General features: G+C 42.0%; 14 protein-coding genes. 10 read left to right on the forward strand and 4 right to left on the reverse strand.

Annotation, left to right across the window (positions count from 1 at the left end):
* Positions 1 to 6 precede the first annotated feature (6 nt).
* A complete protein-coding gene (gene fabF, locus BUC17_RS03885) occupies positions 7 to 1,260 on the reverse strand; it encodes a beta-ketoacyl-ACP synthase II (RefSeq protein WP_073362061.1) in 1,254 nt (417 codons plus the stop codon).
* A gap of 171 nt (positions 1,261 to 1,431) precedes the next feature.
* Positions 1,432 to 1,668 (reverse strand): acyl carrier protein, encoded by a 237-nt coding sequence (locus BUC17_RS03890; protein ID WP_026980165.1) that lies wholly within the window; start codon positions 1,666 to 1,668, stop codon positions 1,432 to 1,434.
* A gap of 190 nt (positions 1,669 to 1,858) precedes the next feature.
* Between BUC17_RS03890 and purN the strand changes: the two genes are divergently transcribed.
* The 3 genes from purN to BUC17_RS03905 all read left to right on the forward strand — a co-directional run bounded on the left by purN (position 1,859) and on the right by BUC17_RS03905 (position 5,099).
* The gene (purN, locus tag BUC17_RS03895; RefSeq protein WP_073361814.1) at positions 1,859 to 2,431 is read left to right on the forward strand and encodes a phosphoribosylglycinamide formyltransferase; all 573 of its coding nucleotides are present in this window, start codon (positions 1,859 to 1,861) and stop codon (positions 2,429 to 2,431) included.
* Positions 2,432 to 2,482: 51 nt separating this feature from the next.
* Positions 2,483 to 2,959, forward strand: coding sequence for a ribonuclease HI (gene rnhA / locus BUC17_RS03900; RefSeq protein WP_073361816.1), 477 nt, complete (start codon positions 2,483 to 2,485; stop codon positions 2,957 to 2,959).
* A gap of 94 nt (positions 2,960 to 3,053) precedes the next feature.
* On the forward strand, positions 3,054 to 5,099 hold the full coding sequence (locus BUC17_RS03905) for a BspA family leucine-rich repeat surface protein (RefSeq protein WP_159433923.1): 2,046 nt from the start codon (positions 3,054 to 3,056) through the stop codon (positions 5,097 to 5,099).
* Between the two features lie 38 nt (positions 5,100 to 5,137).
* Here BUC17_RS03905 and BUC17_RS03910 read toward each other — a convergent pair whose 3' ends face one another.
* Positions 5,138 to 5,473 (reverse strand): hypothetical protein, encoded by a 336-nt coding sequence (locus BUC17_RS03910; protein ID WP_073361820.1) that lies wholly within the window; start codon positions 5,471 to 5,473, stop codon positions 5,138 to 5,140.
* A gap of 320 nt (positions 5,474 to 5,793) precedes the next feature.
* Here BUC17_RS03910 and BUC17_RS03915 point away from each other — a divergent pair, with 320 nt between their 5' ends.
* Both BUC17_RS03915 and BUC17_RS03920 read left to right on the forward strand, forming a co-directional pair.
* A complete protein-coding gene (locus BUC17_RS03915; protein ID WP_073361822.1) occupies positions 5,794 to 6,717 on the forward strand; it encodes a PfkB family carbohydrate kinase in 924 nt (307 codons plus the stop codon).
* A gap of 131 nt (positions 6,718 to 6,848) precedes the next feature.
* A complete protein-coding gene (locus BUC17_RS03920; RefSeq protein WP_073361824.1) occupies positions 6,849 to 8,747 on the forward strand; it encodes an amidophosphoribosyltransferase in 1,899 nt (632 codons plus the stop codon).
* Between the two features lie 417 nt (positions 8,748 to 9,164).
* Here BUC17_RS03920 and BUC17_RS03925 read toward each other — a convergent pair whose 3' ends face one another.
* On the reverse strand, positions 9,165 to 9,773 hold the full coding sequence (locus BUC17_RS03925) for a superoxide dismutase (protein ID WP_073361826.1): 609 nt from the start codon (positions 9,771 to 9,773) through the stop codon (positions 9,165 to 9,167).
* 109 nt (positions 9,774 to 9,882) lie between these two features.
* Here BUC17_RS03925 and BUC17_RS03930 point away from each other — a divergent pair, with 109 nt between their 5' ends.
* The 5 genes from BUC17_RS03930 to BUC17_RS03950 all read left to right on the forward strand — a co-directional run bounded on the left by BUC17_RS03930 (position 9,883) and on the right by BUC17_RS03950 (position 19,112).
* Positions 9,883 to 10,416 (forward strand): GNAT family N-acetyltransferase, encoded by a 534-nt coding sequence (locus BUC17_RS03930; RefSeq protein ID WP_073361828.1) that lies wholly within the window; start codon positions 9,883 to 9,885, stop codon positions 10,414 to 10,416.
* On the forward strand, positions 10,413 to 13,583 hold the full coding sequence (locus BUC17_RS03935; RefSeq protein WP_073361830.1) for a UvrD-helicase domain-containing protein: 3,171 nt from the start codon (positions 10,413 to 10,415) through the stop codon (positions 13,581 to 13,583). Before BUC17_RS03930 ends, BUC17_RS03935 begins: the two co-directional genes overlap by 4 nt.
* Positions 13,584 to 13,587: 4 nt before the next feature.
* On the forward strand, positions 13,588 to 14,778 hold the full coding sequence (gene kbl / locus BUC17_RS03940) for a glycine C-acetyltransferase (RefSeq protein ID WP_073361832.1): 1,191 nt from the start codon (positions 13,588 to 13,590) through the stop codon (positions 14,776 to 14,778).
* A gap of 86 nt (positions 14,779 to 14,864) precedes the next feature.
* Positions 14,865 to 16,280 (forward strand): OmpA family protein, encoded by a 1,416-nt coding sequence (locus tag BUC17_RS03945; protein ID WP_073361834.1) that lies wholly within the window; start codon positions 14,865 to 14,867, stop codon positions 16,278 to 16,280.
* Positions 16,281 to 16,346: 66 nt separating this feature from the next.
* The gene (locus BUC17_RS03950) at positions 16,347 to 19,112 is read left to right on the forward strand and encodes a PD-(D/E)XK nuclease family protein (RefSeq protein WP_073361836.1); all 2,766 of its coding nucleotides are present in this window, start codon (positions 16,347 to 16,349) and stop codon (positions 19,110 to 19,112) included.
* Positions 19,113 to 19,124 lie beyond the last annotated feature (12 nt).

Below are 19,124 nucleotides of genomic sequence, written 5' to 3' on the forward strand. Positions count from 1 at the left end.
AAGAGATTACGCGTCAATTTTTTTAAAAAGTACACAAGCGTTGTGGCCCCCAAAACCAAAGGTGTTGCTCATGGCTACTTTGATCTCGCGTTTTTGTGCTTTATTCAAAGTAAGATTCAACGAAGGATCAATGTTTTCATCGACAACTTCATGGTTGATGGTCGGCGGAACGATACCGTGTTGCATCGCCAAAATTACCGCAATCGCCTCAATCGCACCCGCCGCACCCAACAAGTGGCCGGTCATAGATTTGGTTGAGTTGATGTTTAAGGTTTTGGCATGGTCGCCAAAGACTGCACTAATTGCTTTTAATTCAGCGACATCTCCAAGAGGTGTGGAGGTTCCATGGGTGTTGATATGATCGACATCGGTGGGTTGCATTCCCGCATCGCGAAGCGTATTTTGCATTACGGCGATAACACCTACGCCTTCAGGATGGGGTGCTGTGAGATGGTACGCGTCGGATGAAAGACCACCGCCTCCGATTTCACAATAAATTTTAGCACCACGAGCTTTGGCGTGTTCGTATTCTTCCAATACTAAGGCACCGGCACCTTCTCCGAGAACGAATCCGTCACGGGTGGCATCAAATGGGCGCGAAGCCGTTTCGGGGCTGTCGTTTCGGGTTGATAAAGCGTGCATCGAATTGAATCCGCCCATACCAGCAATGGTTACCGCGGCTTCTGAACCCCCAGAAATGATAACATCGCACATGCCCAATCGAATGTAGTTGAACGCGTCGATCAAGGCATTGGCGGAGGAAGCACAAGCCGAAACGGTGGTATAGTTAGGTCCCATAAAGCCATTGCGCATCGAGATGTGTGCAGGGGCAATATCGGCAATCATTTTTGGGATAAAAAACGGATTGAATTTGGGAGTTCCATCGCCTTTTGCGTAGTTTAAAACCTCTTCTTGGAACGTTTCTAAACCACCGATTCCAGCGCCCCAAATAACGCCTACGCGCGCTTTGTTGACATTGGTGTCGGTGATCCCCGCGTCTTTAATGGCTTCATCACTGGCAGCAATAGCATATTGTGAGAATTTGTCCAAACGACGGGATTCCTTGCGGTCCATGAATTGTTCGATGTCAAAATTTTTGACTTCACAAGCAAATTTGGTTTTGTGTTTTTCGGTATCATAATAGGTAATCGGGGCAGCCCCACTTTTCCCATTGACTAAACCTTCCCAATAGGCTTCAATCGAATTTCCAATGGGAGTTAAGGCGCCAAGACCGGTAACAACAACACGCTTTAATTGCATAAAAATGGATTTAGTTTGTTCTGTATATAAAGAATACCCTTGTTCCTTTTTGGCAAATCGCAAAGAGACAGGGGTATTTATCTTTAGGATTGATTTACAATCGCAATGTAGTGATTTTGAAAATAATAAAAACCCGCATGCCAAAAAGGTACGCGGGTTTGGTATATTTTATTATTTTTTAGCTTCTTCGATGTAAGAGATAGCTTGACCAACTGTTGAGATGTTCTCAGCTTGATCGTCTGGAATTTGAATGTCAAATTCTTTCTCGAACTCCATGATAAGCTCAACAGTATCTAATGAATCGGCTCCCAAGTCATTGGTGAAGCTTGCTTCAGATACAACTTCATTCTCGTCAACTCCTAGTTTGTCCACGATAATCGCTTTAACTCTTGATGCAATGTCTGACATAGTTTCTAATTTTTAATTTTTAATTGTTGGCAAAAATAAAAAACTTTATTTTATTTCAGCATTTTGATTTACAAATGTTACCACGAAGGTAATAAATTATTTTAACAAACCTTTTACGGTAGTTGAATTATCTCGTCATTTATTCGTTTTTTTGTAGGCGGTATTTTTGTCGAAAAACACAACCCGTTTTATGTCCAAAATTGTTCTATTTGCCTCGGGAGAAGGCACCAATGCTGTGGCGATTATCAAGCATTTTCAAGCAAAAGCTATCGGTTCAGTGGTGGCCGTTTTTTGCAATAATCCGCAAGCGGGGGTGTTGCAACGCGCGAACGATTTAGGCGTTCCCACCGTGTTGTTTGGACGGCAAGATCTTGAAGAGGGCAAAGTGCTACAACAGTTGCAAACGTTTGCCCCCGATTGGATTGTACTGGCGGGATTTCTGTGGAAGTTTCCCGAAGCGATTTTGGATGTTTTTCCCAACGTGATCAATATTCATCCCGCTTTGTTACCCAAATTTGGAGGGAAAGGCATGTACGGCAAACATGTTCATGAAGCGGTATTGGGGCAGGGTGAGACGGTAACCGGCATTACAATTCACTATGTCAACGCACATTATGACGAGGGTGCGATTATCGCTCAGTTTGAAACTTCGATTGCCGATTGTACCACCGCAGCGTGTATTGCCGCCAAGGTTCATGCCCTCGAACAAGAACATTTCCCCAACGTGATTGAACAACTTCTTCATGCCCAACTAAACTCATAATTCATAATTCATAACTCATAATTCATAATTCATAATTCATAATTTTTTTAGATGCATCAAATTCACTTGTACACTGACGGCGCAGCCAAAGGAAATCCCGGTAACGGTGGGTACGGTGTGGTTTTGGAGCAAGTAGGTACAGGCTATCGCAAAGAGTTTTATGAAGGATTTCGCCTAACGACCAACAACCGGATGGAATTGCTGGCTGTGATTGTGGGTTTGGAAAAGTTAAAACAACCGGGCATGTCGGTATTGGTAGTCTCGGACAGTAAGTATGTGGTCGATGCCGTTGAAAAAGGTTGGGTAATGGGTTGGGAAAAAAAGGGATTCCAAGGCAAGAAAAACCCCGATTTATGGAGGCGTTTTTTAAAAGTATATCGCCAGCATAAAGTCGATTTTCAATGGGTAAAAGGCCACAATAACCATCCGCAAAACGAGCGTTGCGATCAATTGGCGGTCATGGCATCCATGCAAACAAATTTGTCAGTAGACGCCTATTACGAGTCGCAAGAAGATGCTTTGTTTTAAAGTATTCGCTTTTAATGCTGCCTCAAACAATCCCAAATTTAAAGTTAAAGAAAACCGTTTTCATCCGTTTTCAGCGTATTTTTATAAGAAAACTATGAAACGACTTTTACTCCTCTGTTGGGGCTTGGTATTCATTGCGTCTTCAGCTAAAGCCCAAGATTTTATTACCACTTGGCGAATCATCAATAATTCATCGTTTATTGCCTTTGGCGCTGAAACCGTGGGTCCTGTGAATTATTCTTGGCAAACCTTACCCCCAGCGGCACCTGCTTCTGGGTCGGGCACTTTTACGGGGCCGAATGTCACTATCTCAGGATTGCCCATTACGGGTTCCATTCGTTTGACGATTCAACCACAAAACTTTCGGCGAATAGTCAATAATGCCACATTTAATTTTTCGTATACTCTAGAAAACATCAATCAATGGGGCGCTGTGCCGTGGACCAGTATGGAAAATGCTTTCCGTTTTTATCCCGAATTGCAAGTTAGCGCTATTGATTTTCCAAATTTGACCAACGTAACCAGTATGGCGGGAATGTTTGAAGGTTGTTTTGCGCTCAACTCTCCTTTCAATATTAATTTTTGGAATATTTCAAATGTAACCAACCTCTCACGGATGTTTAAAGACTGTCAGAATTTTAATCAGGCCTTGAGTTTGTGGAATACTTCGAATGTCACGGATATGTCGAGTTTGTTTGAAAATGCAATAGTGTTCAATCAAAATATAGGCAATTGGAATACCGCGAATGTGACTTCGTTTCGTCGGATGTTTAAGGCTGCAGTTGAGTTTAATCGCAATATTGGTAACTGGAATACGGGCAATGTGACCGATATGTCCGAAATGTTTTCCGTTCTAGAATTTGCTAGTTTTCCTACGCAGTTTAATCAAAATATTGCCAATTGGAATACTGCGAATGTGACTACAATGGCAGGGATGTTTTATGGAGCCTCTTTTTTTAATCAAAACATTAGTAACTGGAACACCTCCAATGTGACCGATATGTCGGATATGTTTCGGGATGCCAATGCCTTTAATCAAAACATTGGGAACTGGGATACGTCTAATGTGACTACGATGGCACGCATGTTTCAAAATGATTTATTTAATCTTGTCCCTGAAAATTTTGCCTTTAACAATGGCGGAAGTCCATCCATTCAAAATTGGAATACGTCCAATGTTATCGATATGTCGGGCATGTTTTCAAGAGCGGCAAATTTTAATTTTTCATTAGGGAATTGGGTTTTAAATCCGAATGTCGTTTTGGTGAATATGTTGGATCGCTCGGGTTTAGATTGCGAAAGTTATACCCAAACCTTGCTAGCATGGAATGCCAATCCGAATACCCCTAACAATAAGATATTGGGCGCCACATTCATGTCCTACGGTCCAGAAGCTATTCCAGCCATAACCAATTTGGTAGTCAACAAAGGTTGGGGTTTTTCTGGGCATGATTTTTTCTCTGTCACGCCCGAGTTTTCGTTGGATACTACTTACTGCGAAGGCGATGTGATTCCGGCGTTACCTCTCGTGTCAGAAAATGGGATAACAGGCACATGGAGTCCAGCGCTCAACAATACCCAAACTACGACTTACACTTTTGTGCCCAACAACGGTCAATGTGCTACAACGCTTTCGACAACGCTTACAATAGTTCCTGTAGTCACACCATCGGGGGAGGCCAATCCGTTAGTACCAGCGGGAAGTACTTTAAATGAATTGGTGATAACTCCTGCCAATGTGCTTTGGTATGCGAGTTTACAAGACGCGCAATCGGGGAATAATTCGTTGCCCTTAAGCACGTTGTTGGTCGACGGGGCTACTTATTATGCGGTGGCGGTTAATTCAGGATGTCGAAGTGAGCCTTTTGCTGTAACCGTATCTTTTTCTTTGGATGTTGCCTCGTCATTGTTTACGGGTTTTTCTTTTCAGCCCAATCCGGTAACGACGTTGGTAACGGTAGCCAATGCGACTGCTTTGGAGCACTTGGAAGTGTATAACTATTTGGGACAAAAAGTTCGCGTTTATCCGATCCATCAAGAATCTGCGGTTTTGGACATGAGCGGATTAGAACCCGGAGTTTATCTGGTCAAAGTCTATGTTGATCAAGCCGTCAAAACGCTAAAAATGCTCAAAAAATAGTGGTGATTCAACCCAATTCAGGATGACGCCCGTGCGTTTTACCTAGTCGTTGGATTGGTTTTGTTTTGTTTCAAAAGGGCATTGTATTCCTCCAAAAGTAGGATGTATTTCATTTTCCAATAGTCTACTGTTTCCTCCTCGGGGTATTCTTGAGGGGGCTCGTGGACGATTTTGGGATACATTTCTTTGATTTCTTGGGTAAAATCGTGATGGATGATTTTGCCGATGATGAGGATGGTATCGATAGTGACATTTTTTTGCTCAAACATTTGATAAAACCAACGTCGGCTTTTTCCCATCTGTTTTGCTATAGCACTGATAGGCATGCCGCTTTGGTAAATCGCATTTTTGATTATTTCTCCCCGGTGTTCCATCCCTGCAAAGTTTTACACTTATGTGGGAAAAATATTTCTCAAAAATTTCTCAGATGTGTGTATTTTTTCGTAAGTTAGCTCAAGAAAATGGATTATTTCAAAAATACTTACCGCATGGGCCTTTTCGGAGGTGCAATAGGTCGTGTTTTTACACGGTAGTTTTCAAGACTAACGACTTGAGGACTATAATTCGAAAGTGACGCAACCCGGTTTAGGCCGGGTTTTTTTTATGAAAAAATTATACCTCTTCATTTACATGAGAAGTTTTATTCTTATGATATGAATACGTATCTTTGCGCCTTTATTCTAAAAACGAGTTCATGAACAAGCTTTTAATCGTGGGAACTGTGGCTTTTGATGCAATCGAAACGCCCTTTGGAAAAACCGACAAAATATTAGGTGGCGCTGGAACCTTTATCGGGTTATCGGCCTCGCATTTTAATCTACAATCCGCAATTGTTTCCGTGGTGGGTGATGATTTTCCACAAGATTATTTGGATTTATTGACGGCGCGAAACATTGATATTTCTGGATTGGAAATTGTGCAAGGCGGCAAAACGTTCTTCTGGAGCGGCCGTTACCACAATGATATGAATTCCCGCGATACCTTGGCTACCGAGCTCAACGTATTGGCTGATTTCAATCCTATTGTTCCCGATAACTTTAAAGACGCTGAAGTGGTGATGTTGGGCAATTTGCATCCTTTGGTACAAACGGGTGTTTTAAATCAATTGACCGCAAAACCTAAGTTGGTCGTATTGGACACCATGAATTTCTGGATGGACTGTGCGTTACCCGAGTTGATGGAGGTGATTAAGCGCGTTGACGTGATTACTATTAACGATGAGGAAGCCCGTCAATTGTCGGGAGAGTATTCGCTAGTCAAAGCAGCGGCCAAAATCCATGCAATGGGACCAAAATATGTGGTGATTAAAAAAGGCGAACATGGAGCGTTGTTGTTCCATAACGAACATATTTTCTTTGCGCCTGCCTTGCCTTTGGCCGACGTGTTTGATCCCACAGGAGCGGGCGATACCTTTGCAGGTGGATTTGCAGGCTATGTGGCACAACAAGGGGACACTTCTTTTGAAACGTTAAAAACGGCCATCATTCAAGGATCCAATTTGGCTTCCTTTTGTGTAGAGCAATTTGGAACGGAGCGAATGGTGCGACTTACCAAAGAAGAAGTGGCCGAGCGCTTGAAACAATTTAAAGCACTCACCCAATTTGAAATAGAATTATAGTAACTTTATGCCTCGAAATTTCGGGGCATTTTTGTTTACTACAATCATAGAAGTTCCGAGAATTTCATTGGTTTTCAGAACACTAAACCCCAACAACACACAACAACACAAACTCAACACAACTACCATTTATGAGTGATGCCGTAAAACACGAATGTGGAATTGCACTCTTACGGTTGAAAAAACCGTTGGAGTATTACAAACAAAAATACGGTTCGGCTTTTTATGGGGTACAAAAAATGTACTTACTCATGGAAAAGCAACACAACCGTGGCCAAGACGGTGCCGGATTTGCCTCGATCAAGTTTGATGTGGCTCCTGGCGAACGCTACATCAGTCGTATTCGTTCCAATGACGCGCAACCGATACAAGACGTCTTTGCCCAAATCAATCAGCGAATTTCCAACGATTTAGCAGCACATCCCGACAAAGCCGATGACGTAGCTTGGCAAAAAGCCACCATCCCCTATATTGGCGAATTGTTTCTGGGGCATGTGCGTTATGGAACGTTTGGCAAGAACAGTATCGAGAGTGTACATCCTTTTTTGCGTCAAAACAACTGGATGCACCGGAATTTGATCGTCGCTGGGAATTTCAATATGACCAATGTTACCGAGCTCTTTGCTAGTTTGGTCGAGTTGGGGCAACATCCCAAAGAGATGGCCGATACGGTAACGGTTATGGAAAAAATTGGTCATTTCCTGGATGATGAGGTTACCGATTTGTATTTGGAATGCAAAAACGAAGGCTTGTCCAAACGTGAAGCTTCGCCAGTCATCGCCGAACGACTCAATATACAACGCATTTTAAAACGCGCTTCCAAAGGTTGGGATGGCGGTTATGCTATGGCGGGATTGTTTGGCCATGGGGATGCTTTTGTCTTGCGCGATCCTGCAGGAATTCGTCCTGCCTTTTTTTACGAAGACGATGAAGTGGTCGTTGTGGCCTCAGAGCGGCCCGTGATTCAAACCGTATTTAATGTAGCCTTCGAATCGGTTCAGGAATTACAACCGGGTCATGCCTTAATCATCAAGAAAAATGGGACGGTTACATCGGAGTCTATTATACCGGCGGTTGAAAAAAGAGCCTGTTCGTTTGAGCGGATTTATTTCTCTCGCGGGAGTGATGCAGCCATTTATCAAGAGCGAAAAGCCTTGGGGAAACTTGTTTTACCCGATGTGTTGGAATCCATTCAAAACGATACCGATAACACTGTTTTTTCATACATTCCCAACACGGCCGAAACCTCCTTTTTTGGAATGGTAGAAGCGGCCAATGACTTTTTAAACCAACGTAAAAATCAATACATACTCGATAACCGTAAAACGCTAACAAAGGAAAAGTTGGAAGAGATTTTAGCGGTCAAAATTCGCACCGAAAAAATTGCTATCAAAGATGCCAAGTTACGCACTTTTATTACGGAGGACAGTAGTCGTGATGATTTGGTGGCCCACGTCTATGATGTGACCTACGGTGTGATCCAACCCAGTGATAATTTGGTAATCATCGACGATAGTATCGTGCGTGGAACGACCTTGAAAAATAGTATTCTCCGTATGATGGATCGTTTGAATCCGAAAAAGATTGTTGTGGTATCGTCGGCCCCACAAATTCGCTATCCCGATTGTTACGGAATTGATATGGCCAAGTTAGAAGGCTTGGTTGCTTTTCAGGCGGCGATAGCTCTTTTGAAGGAACGCGGGCAATATGATGTTGTAGACACAGTTTACCAACAATGTAAAGCACAAGAAGGAAAGCCCGATGCGGAGATTGTAAATCATGTGAAAACAATCTATTCGCTATTTAGCGATAAAGAGATTTCAAAAAAGATAGTTGAGCTATTGAAGCCAGAGGGAATTCATGCAGAAGTTGATATTATTTTCCAATCGGTTGATAACCTACATGAGGCTTGTCCGGAGCATGTAGGCGACTGGTATTTTACGGGAGATTATCCCACGCCAGGGGGCAACCGCGTGGTGAATAGGGCATTTATGAATTTTTATGAAGGTAAAGACGCACGGGCTTACTAAAATTCTGAAAAACATGCATTTTATCGATTTTTATGGTTATTCATCAATAATATTTTGAATCACCTCAAAGGCAGGTATATATTTGGATCACCATAGCATTAGTAGGTTAAGTTTATGGTAGATTTGGGGCAAAAAGGGTGAAAGTTTACTTTCACCTTTTTTATTTTCTACAAATTTCAGTGCATTCCCTTTCAAAACGCATTCATCTACCCTTTTTTATTGCTGTTTAGCTTATTTTTTAAGAAACGTTTGGGTTTCCCTACCGATATTGTTAACTTTGTTCTACCATAGAATTTAGTAGGTTAAGTTTATGGTAGATTTGGGGCAAAAAGGCGTTCGTATCCACGAACGTCTTTTTTAGTATAAAAAAACCCGATTGAGCATTCAATCGGGTTTTTGTTTCGTGTTGTGTACGAATTATTTTTCAGTAGCGTAAAGGCGTGCCACTTCGGTCCAATTGATTACATTGAAAAAGGCCTCAATATAATCGGGACGTCTGTTTTGGTAGTTCAGGTAATACGCGTGTTCCCATACATCCATGCCTAAGATGGGCATTCCACCGCATCCTACTTCTGGCATCAATGGGTTGTCTTGATTCGGGGTAGCACACACTTCCAATTTACCTCCTTTTTGCACACAAAGCCATGCCCAGCCGGAACCAAATTGGGTAGCGCCCGCCTTAGCGAATTTGGCTTTGAATTCGTCAAACGATCCAAAGTCGCGGTCAATGGCTTCGGCCAATTCCCCTGTTGGTTTTCCACCTCCTCCAGGAGTCATAATACGCCAAAAAAGGTTGTGGTTATAAAATCCACCACCATTGTTGCGAACGGCAGCGTTTTTCATATCCAAATTAATCAATAGGTTTTCAATGGTTTTTCCTTCCCAATCTGTACCCGCAATGGCTGCGTTTAGGTTGGTGGTATACGCATTGTGATGTTTACTATGGTGAATTTCCATAGTACGGGCATCAATATGAGGCTCCAATGCATCGTAAGCATAGGGTAATTGTGGTAATTCAAATGCCATAACTATTTTGTTTAAAGGATTATTTAATTGACCTCAAATTTATACATTTAACTTCGGAATAGAAAATACTATTTTTCAATTTTACCATAGGTTTAACGTATCGTTTTTTATGTCTATTTCACTACAACCCGCTCGTTTGGAGGGCGAAAAGGTGTATACCGTACCTTTGCTTCCAGCCCATTTTGAATCGCTGTACGCAGTAGCTTCCGATCCTTTGGTTTGGGCGCAACATCCGAATCCCAACCGCTACCAACGAAGTGTTTTTCAAACCTATTTCGAAGGCGCCATAGAATCCCAAGGAGCCTTGTTGGTTCTGGATAAACAAACCCATTTGGTCGTTGGATGCAGCCGATTTTACGCCTATAATTTGGAGCAAAAATCAATCCTAATTGGCTATACATTTATAGGAAGAACCTATTGGGGCCAGGGCTATAACGCCGATTTAAAGCAACTTATGTTGGATTACATATTCCAATATGTCGATACCGTTTACTTTCATGTGGGCGCCGAGAATATTCGCTCCCAAAAAGCCATGGAGAAAATAGGTGCGGTGAAAATTGATGAAATTCAAATAGCGTATTATGGGGAGGTAGAAAAGACTAACTTTGTGTATCAAATTCAACGTCCTAACCCAGTTTCATGAGTACAACACCTGCATTTACTTTATATGACGCCTCTGCTGGATCGGGGAAGACCTATACTTTGGTAAAATCGTACTTGAAGATTATTTTAACAGCACCCCAACCCGATGCCTACCGCTCGATTTTGGCTATCACCTTTACCAACAAGGCCGTACATGAAATGAAAAGTCGCGTAGTGGAGAGTTTGTCGCAATTTGCTGCCCTTCAACCGAGCACAAAGGCCCTTGATTTACTCGAAGATATAGCCGCCGAAACAGGGATGTCTACCCAAACTATTCAAGAGAAATCTCGGGTGATAATTAAAAATTTGATTCACAACTATGCTGCCTTTGATATTTCAACCATTGATAAGTTTACCCATAAAGTCATTCGCTCCTTTGCCCATGAATTAAAGTTGCCCATCACCTTTGAAGTGTCTTTGGATACCGATGGATTGTTGCAAGAAGCCGTTGATGCCATCATTGCGCAGGCGGGTGAAGACGAAACGTTGACGCAATTGTTGGTGAATTTTACCATGGAAAAAACCGATGAAGATAAAAGTTGGGATATTTCTCGGGAAATTATTGAAACGGGGAAATTGATGTTGAATGAAAACAACCGCGAGGAAATTCATCAATTGCAAGACAAGTCTATCGAAGACTTTATTGTTCTCAAAAATAAGTTGGTAGCGTTAAGCCATGCCATGGAGGAACAGGCAGCACAAGAAGCCCTTTCTATTTTAGGGTTATTGGAAAAAAATGGGGTGGATTTAAAATCGTTTTCTCGTGAAACTTTTCCCAACCATATAAAAAGCATTGCGCGTAAGGACTATAATCCCAATCATAAAACCTATCGTGAAGCGGAAGCAATTCAAATCAATAAAACCGCTTCCGATAGAGCACTCATCGAATCGTTAGTTCCCGAAATGGTGTCGCATTTGACCCAAATGTATGGCGCTTTAGAGAAAATGCTGTTCTACAAAGCTTTTTTAAAAAATGTCACCCCGCTTTCTTTGCTCAATACCCTTCAAAAAAAATTGAAAGCCATTCAAGAAGCCCAAAATATCCTTTCGATTACCGAATTCAACACTTTAATTCAAGAGCAAATACAACAGCAACCGGCGCCGTTTATTTATGAAAAAATGGGCGAAAAATACCGGCATTTTTTTATTGACGAGTTTCAAGACACTTCTGAATTACAATGGCACAACTTGATTCCTCTTATTGATAATGCGCTGGCCGGAGAGGAAAATGGGGTGCCCGGGTCGTTGCTTTTGGTGGGCGATCCCAAACAGTCGATTTATCGTTGGCGTGGAGGAAAAGCCGAGCAGTTTATTGCTTTGGGGAAAGGTGAAATTCCGTTTTCAAACAAAAATTTTGGCCGAAAAACCTTGGATACGAATTACCGAAGTTATTCGCAAATCATTGAATTTAACAATGATTTTTTCCAATTTCTCTCCGGAAAATTTCAGCACCCTGACTATAAAGAATTGTACGCAAACTATAGTTTTCAAAAAACCAATTCCAAAAAAGGAGGCTACGTTCAGTTTGAATTTATACCTGGAAAAGTTGATAATACCGAGGACGATGAAGGGTTAGAAAAAGCCGATCTTTATTTGGAAGCCCTTGTCAATACTATAGCTCACATTCGATTGCAAGGATTTGCCTATCGCGATATTGCGATATTGATTCGCAACAATAAAAATGGGGCGCTCATTGCACAATACCTAACCGAAAAACAACTGCCTATCATTTCCTCAGAAAGTTTGTTGTTGGCAGCCTCTGCTGAAGTTCGCGTCTTGGTAGCGGCGCTTCGGTTTTTGAATAATGCGAAAGATCAAGAGGCCAAAGCCAATGTTTTATACTATTTGGCGTCTCATTTCGATCCAGCACACCTCCATGAATGCATCGCCGAAGGAATGGCAAAAACGCTAGAAACCGACTGGGAGCAATGGTTGAGCTCACGTTTTGGGGCTGCTTTTTCACATTTTTCATTACAAAACCTTCGTAAAAAGTCGCTGTATGAAGTAGTTGAATACTTAAGTCATTTGTTTATCCCCCCGTCAAAACACAATGCGTATGTACAATTTTTTCAAGATGTCGTATTGGAACATGATTTGCGCAAACAAGCCGGGATAGTTGATTTCTTGACTTTTTGGGAGCGTCAAGCGCAAAAGTTAAGCATCGCTTCACCAGAAGGCAACGATGCTATTCGAATTATGACCATTCATAAATCAAAAGGACTCGAATTCCCCGTGGTTATTTTTCCTTTTGCCGAAGAAAATTTTGCCCAAAATAAGCAAGATAAGTTGTGGCTCGATCTTCCCGATACCGATTTAGGTATTCCCAAAGCTCTAGTGGCCAAAAATAAAGAAGTTGAAACCTTCAGTCCTGAAGCGGCTGCGGTATATCAACAACGAACCGAAGAAGAATTGCTGGACAATATCAATGTATTGTATGTTGCCATGACTCGAGCCGAAGAGCAGTTGTATGTGATTTCTGCCGAAAATCGTACGAGTAAGGGCGAACTGCCGTCCAATTTATCGTCTTTTTTCTTGGCGTTTTTAGAATCCAAAGGTTGTGTACTGGATCAAGGTAAAGTGCGATTTGGTGAGGCAACACGCCGTTCCACACCCGATGCGGTGAACGTTACTTCTATGCTCATCCCAAAAGTGAACGCTTTGTTTCGTCCGAGCAACATCAAAATTGCCCAGCGGGAAAGTTTAATGTGGAATACGAAACAGGGGGATGCCATTGCGTATGGAAATTTGGTGCACGAACTTTTAGCTTCAGTGACCACTCTGCGCGATATTGATTTGGTTTTAGATAAAGCGATAGAAGAAGGGCTATTAGCGACTTCACAAAGGGGTGTGACTCAGCAAACCCTTTTGGCAGTCGTCACCCACCCGGAGTTGCACGAGTTTTTTTCAGAAAAAGGACGTGTGTACAACGAGCAAACCTTTTTATTGCCTCAAGGACCGGTTTTAAAGCCCGATCGTGTGGTAGTTTTTGACGATCAAACCGCTATTTTATTGGATTACAAAACAGGAAGCCACAAAGAGGTTTATCGTGCTCAAGTCGCAGGGTATCAAACGGCTTTGGAAGCGATGGGTTGGCAAGTGCGGAAAAAATGTTTGGTTTATATTGGCGAACACGTTGAAGTTGTACATTTGCAAGAACAAACGAATTAAGATTATGTACGGAAAAATTCAAGCGCATTTGCAACAGGAAATTCAAGCTATTAAAGATGGAGGCTTATACAAAAAAGAACGGATCATCACGTCGCCTCAAGGGGCTGAAATCATAGTCAACGGGGAGACTGTTTTGAACTTTTGTGCCAACAACTACCTCGGATTGTCTTCGCATCCAGAAGTCGTTCAAGCCGCCAAAGAAGCGCTCGATACGCATGGTTTCGGCATGTCTTCAGTGCGTTTTATTTGTGGGACACAAGACATTCACAAAACCTTGGAGCAAAAAATTGCCGATTTCTATGGCACAGAGGATACCATTTTATATGCTGCCGCTTTCGATGCCAACGGTGGGGTTTTTGAGCCGTTGTTGGGCGAAGACGACTGTATTATTTCCGATAGTTTGAACCACGCTTCGATTATTGATGGCGTTCGTTTGTGTAAAGCCGCTCGTTATCGTTATGAAAACAACAATATGGCTGATTTGGAGGTGCAACTTCAAAAAGCAACAGCGGCAGGACATCGATTTAAATTGATTGTTACCGATGGCGTGTTTTCTATGGATGGTTTGGTGGCTCCGTTGGACAAAATATGTGATTTGGCCGATCAATACGATGCGATGGTGATGGTTGACGAATGTCATGCCGCAGGATTCATTGGAGCTACGGGTAAAGGAACGCTCGAAGCAAAAGGCGTCATGGGACGTGTGGATATTATCACGGGAACCCTTGGCAAGGCCCTTGGGGGTGCAATGGGAGGCTACACCACAGCCAAAAAAGAAATTATTGAGATTTTGCGTCAACGCTCTCGTCCGTATTTGTTTTCCAATTCGTTGGCACCAGCCATTGTAGGGGCTTCAATTAAAGTTTTTGAGTTGCTGGAAAAAGATACGACACTGCGCGATCAGTTGGAATGGAATACCAATTATTTTAAAAAAGGCATGAAGGCAGCAGGATTTGACATCATTGATGGCGACTCTGCCATTGTTCCCGTAATGTTGTATGATGCCAAGTTATCTCAAGTTATGGCCGATCAATTGTTGGCCAAAGGCATTTATGTAATTGGTTTCTTTTACCCGGTGGTGCCCAAAGAAAAAGCACGTATTCGGGTGCAACTTTCGGCGGCTCATACCCAAGCACATTTGGATAAAGCAATTGCCGCATTTACCGAAGTTGGACAAAGCTTGGGTGTTATCTAACCGAAATGTGCCTTAACATTTTGATAATTCATTAATTGGTTATAATTTTGCCCCCATATTCATATATAAATCTAACAAAATTAAGTATGAGACATCTTAAAAAACTATGTGCTATTTTGATGCTTGCTGGGTTAAGCGTTCAAGCTCAGGATAGTAACAACCAATGGGCTATTTCGTTTGGTATAAACGCAATCGATGGTGCTCGTGTAAGCGCAGCTTCAAAAATTGAAGATCAGTTTTCTCAATTTTACAATGCCAAGGGATACTGGAGTATTATGCCAGCCGTTTCGGCAATCAATGTTTCCAAGTATGTTGGAAATAATTTCTCTTTTGGAGTTACAGGTTCTGTAAACCGAATTAATAAAATTGTAGGAGAGCGCTTTTACGATCCAATCACTAACACTAGTGAATACCCTGTGACTAACCCAGGTGATTTGATGTATTACAGCTTTGATGGGGTTGTTCGTTACAGCTTCATGAGCTTGTTAAAGTCAAAAACCATTGAGCCTTCAGCACACATTGGGGGAGGTTACACTTTCTTGGGTGATGCTTCTGCAGGTACTGTGAATGGAGGTTTAGGATTGACTTACTGGTTTGGAAAACAAATTGGTTTGACTTATACAGCTACTTATAAGCATTCATTTGATGACTCTAGAAATCCTTCTATCGATGTTGCACCACACGTACAGCACTTTGCTGGTTTAGTATTGAAATTTGGTGCTAAAGATACAGATGAAGATGGTTTTTATGATAATGAAGATGCTTGTCCTACCGAAGCTGGAACTGCAGAATTCAGAGGTTGTCCAGATTCAGACGGTGACAAAATCATTGACAAAGAAGATGCTTGTCCAGATACTCCTGGTTTAGCACAATTTGGAGGTTGTCCTGATACAGATGGTGACGGAATCCAAGATAAAGAAGATGCTTGTCCAGATGCAGCAGGAGTTAAAGCTTTAGGCGGATGTCCAGATGCTGACGGTGATGGTATCGCTGACAAAGATGACAAATGTAAAGATGTTAAAGGGCCTAAAGAAAATGGCGGATGTCCATGGCCAGATAGAGACGGTGACAACGTGTTAGACAAAGATGATCAGTGTCCAGATGTAAAAGGAACTGCTGCTAACAAAGGTTGTCCTGAAGTTACCGATGAGGTAATGAAAAAATTGAATGACTACGGTAAAACAATTCTTTTCGATACAGGTAAAGCGTCATTCCAAAAACAAACATTCCCTGTTTTGGAAGCGATGGCTGCAATCTTAAAAGAGTATCCATCAGCACAATTCTCAATCGAAGGTCACACCGATAGCGATGGTAAAGATGCTGCTAACCAAAAATTATCTGAAGACCGTGCAGCTGCTGTGAAAAACTATTTAGTTTCAAACGGAATTGATGCTTCTCGTTTAACGTCTAAAGGATTTGGTGAGTCTATGCCAATTGCTTCAAACAAAACGAAAGCTGGTAAAGCACAAAACCGTCGTGTAGAAGTGAAATTGGTAAAATAATTTACCTACACCACAATATATTGAAAAACGCTCCGATTTGTTCGGGGCGTTTTTTATTTTTATAGCATGCAAAAGAACACCTTTCTCTTCGATATCGCCGCCAAACTTTTAGAGGAGCATAGCCAACAAATGGAAAACCTAACGGTTATTCTTCCCAACAAACGTGCCCGCATTTTTTTGATCAATGCATTGAAAGCCCAAACCAAGGTTCCCTTAGTGGCCCCTGAAATCATCAGTATTGAAACGTTTGTCCAAGAAGTTTCAGGAATTACCGCTTTGGATTCTATCGAATTATTATTTGAATTTTACGCGGTATATGGTCGGTTAACGCCCGAGCAGCCCGAACCTTTTGAATCTTTTGCTCCTTGGGCTAAAACATTATTACAGGATTTCAATGAAATAGACCGCTATTTGTTAAATCCCAATACGATTCTCACCTACCTCGAAAACATCAAAGAAATTGAACACTGGTCGGTAAGTGTCGACAAACATACTGCTTTGATCGAACGTCATTTGGCTTTTTGGCGAAAACTGCCGTCGTATTACCACGAGTTTTACCAACATTTACGCGATAAGAAACGAGGGTATCAAGGGCTTATGTATCGTGAAGCCGTCGCCAATCTTCCCCATTTTATACAACATTCCTCAGCGCGTAAGTACTGCTTTGTTGGGTTTAATGCCTTGACCAAAGCCGAGGAAACTATCGTGCAACAATTAATGGCCGCCGATCGTGCTACGGTGTATTGGGACGCCGATCGCGCATTTTTGGAAGATCCACTGCATGATGCGGGACTTTTTTTACGCCGGTACTTGAAAGAATGGCCCCACTACAAAACACAGCCGCTTCAGCACGTGTATTCACAGTTTCAAGAGGCTAAAAAAATCACGGTAATCGGAACCTCCAAATCTATTGGGCAGGCTAAATTGGTGGGAAGTATTCTAGAAAAACATCTGGAAGACCATCCCGATACCGCCTTGCAAGATTGTGCCGTAGTTTTGGGAGAAGAGAGTTTATTAGTGCCTATTTTGTACAACCTCCCCGCTTCAATTCCTGCCCTGAATATCACCATGGGGTATTCGAGCAAAAACAATCCCGCTCAACTATTGGCGCACAAATGGTTTAAAATGCACCTCAATGCACAACAACGCAATCCCCAACAGTATGTATTTTATTTTCGGGATGTTTTAGATGTCATTACACATCCGCTGGTTGAACCCTATATTCAAGCCGACGTTTTATTGAAATATGTACGACAAAATAACGTCACGTTTATTCCTCAGAATCGATTGTTTACCTTATTGGAGAAACCGCCTACAGCGCTTTTTCAACTCCTTTTTCAAAAATGGGAGGCTCATGCTTCGGGAGTGCTTCAAAACTTAGCAACGTTGCTGCTGGAAATTAAAGCGCAATTGAATTACACGTCAAACGACGAGAAAATTGCCAATGCCTTTTTGTATTCATTGTACAAAATTGTCAACAAACTCATCTCGTATTTTGAGCAGCATCCTGTGGATAACCAACCCGAAACGGCTTTTGCTTTGTACAAACAGATTGTCGATTTGGCCGAAGTTTCTTTTGAAGGTGAGCCGCTCGAAGGACTCCAAATAATGGGGGTACTGGAAAGTCGTGTGCTCGATTTTGAAACCGTGATTATCACATCGGTTAATGAAGGGAAATTTCCTTCAGGGAAGTCCAACAACTCCTTTATCCCGTATGATGTGAAGCGCGAATACGGCTTGCCTACCTACAAAGAAAAAGACGCCATTTATACCTATCATTTCTACCACTTGTTGCAGCGTGCCAAAAATGTGTATTTGCTGTACAATTCCGATTCAGAAGGACTCGACGCGGGAGAACGCAGCCGTTTTATCACGCAATTGGAAGTAGAAAAGCAACCCCAACACCAATTGATATTTGAACAATACCATCCTGAAGTGCCCCAAATTGCTTACGAACCCATGGTGGTACCCAAAGATGAAGCGGTGATGCACCAATTGAAAGCAATAGCCACCGAAAAATACTTTTCCCCTTCTTCCTTAACCAATTATGTGCGGAATCCGATACGGTTTTATTTCCAGCGGTTATTGCGCATTTCAGAGGCCGAGGAGGTCGAAGAAAATATTGCGGTCAATACGTTGGGTACGATTATACATGCTGTTTTAGAAGATTTATATACCCCTTTTATCGGTCGAATTTTAACGGTTCATGATATCGAAGCTTGTTTTTCGAAAATCGAAGCAAAAGTTGTAGAGAAATTTAAAGACGTTTACAAAGAAGGTGAAATCCAAAAAGGACGGAATTTGCTGGCTTTTGAAGTGGCAAAGCGCAATGTATTTAATTTTTTGAAGCTCGAACTCGAATCGCTAAAAAAAGGCGAAGTAGTGCAAATTCTGGCTTTGGAACAAGGGTTTGAACGTGAATTTGTGCATCCAAAGTTGCCCTTTCCCATTAAAATTGGCGGGAATGTTGACCGCATCGAACTACGGGACGGTCGTGTGCGCATTATCGATTACAAAACCGGAAAAGTAGAGGGTAAATCCGTAACACTTTCTTCCTGGAAGGGATTGACCGAAGACATCAAAAACGACAAAATTATACAGGTTTTGGCTTATGCTTTTCTCTATGAAAAAGAAGCGAAAGGCTTACCCATGGAGGTAGGAATCATTTCGTTTAAAAATTTAAAAAGCGGATTTTTACCGTTTAAGTTCAAAGCGGATAAAGAAGTTCAAACCGAAGTCACTCCCGAAATCCTTGCGGCCTATTTGGAGGAATTAGCAACCTTATTGGCGGAGATTTTTAATCCTGAAATTCCGTTTAGGGAGAAAATATAAGCTGCGTTAAAT

Source organism: Flavobacterium fontis (assembly GCF_900129405.1).
In the GTDB taxonomy this organism is placed as follows: domain Bacteria; phylum Bacteroidota; class Bacteroidia; order Flavobacteriales; family Flavobacteriaceae; genus Flavobacterium; species Flavobacterium fontis.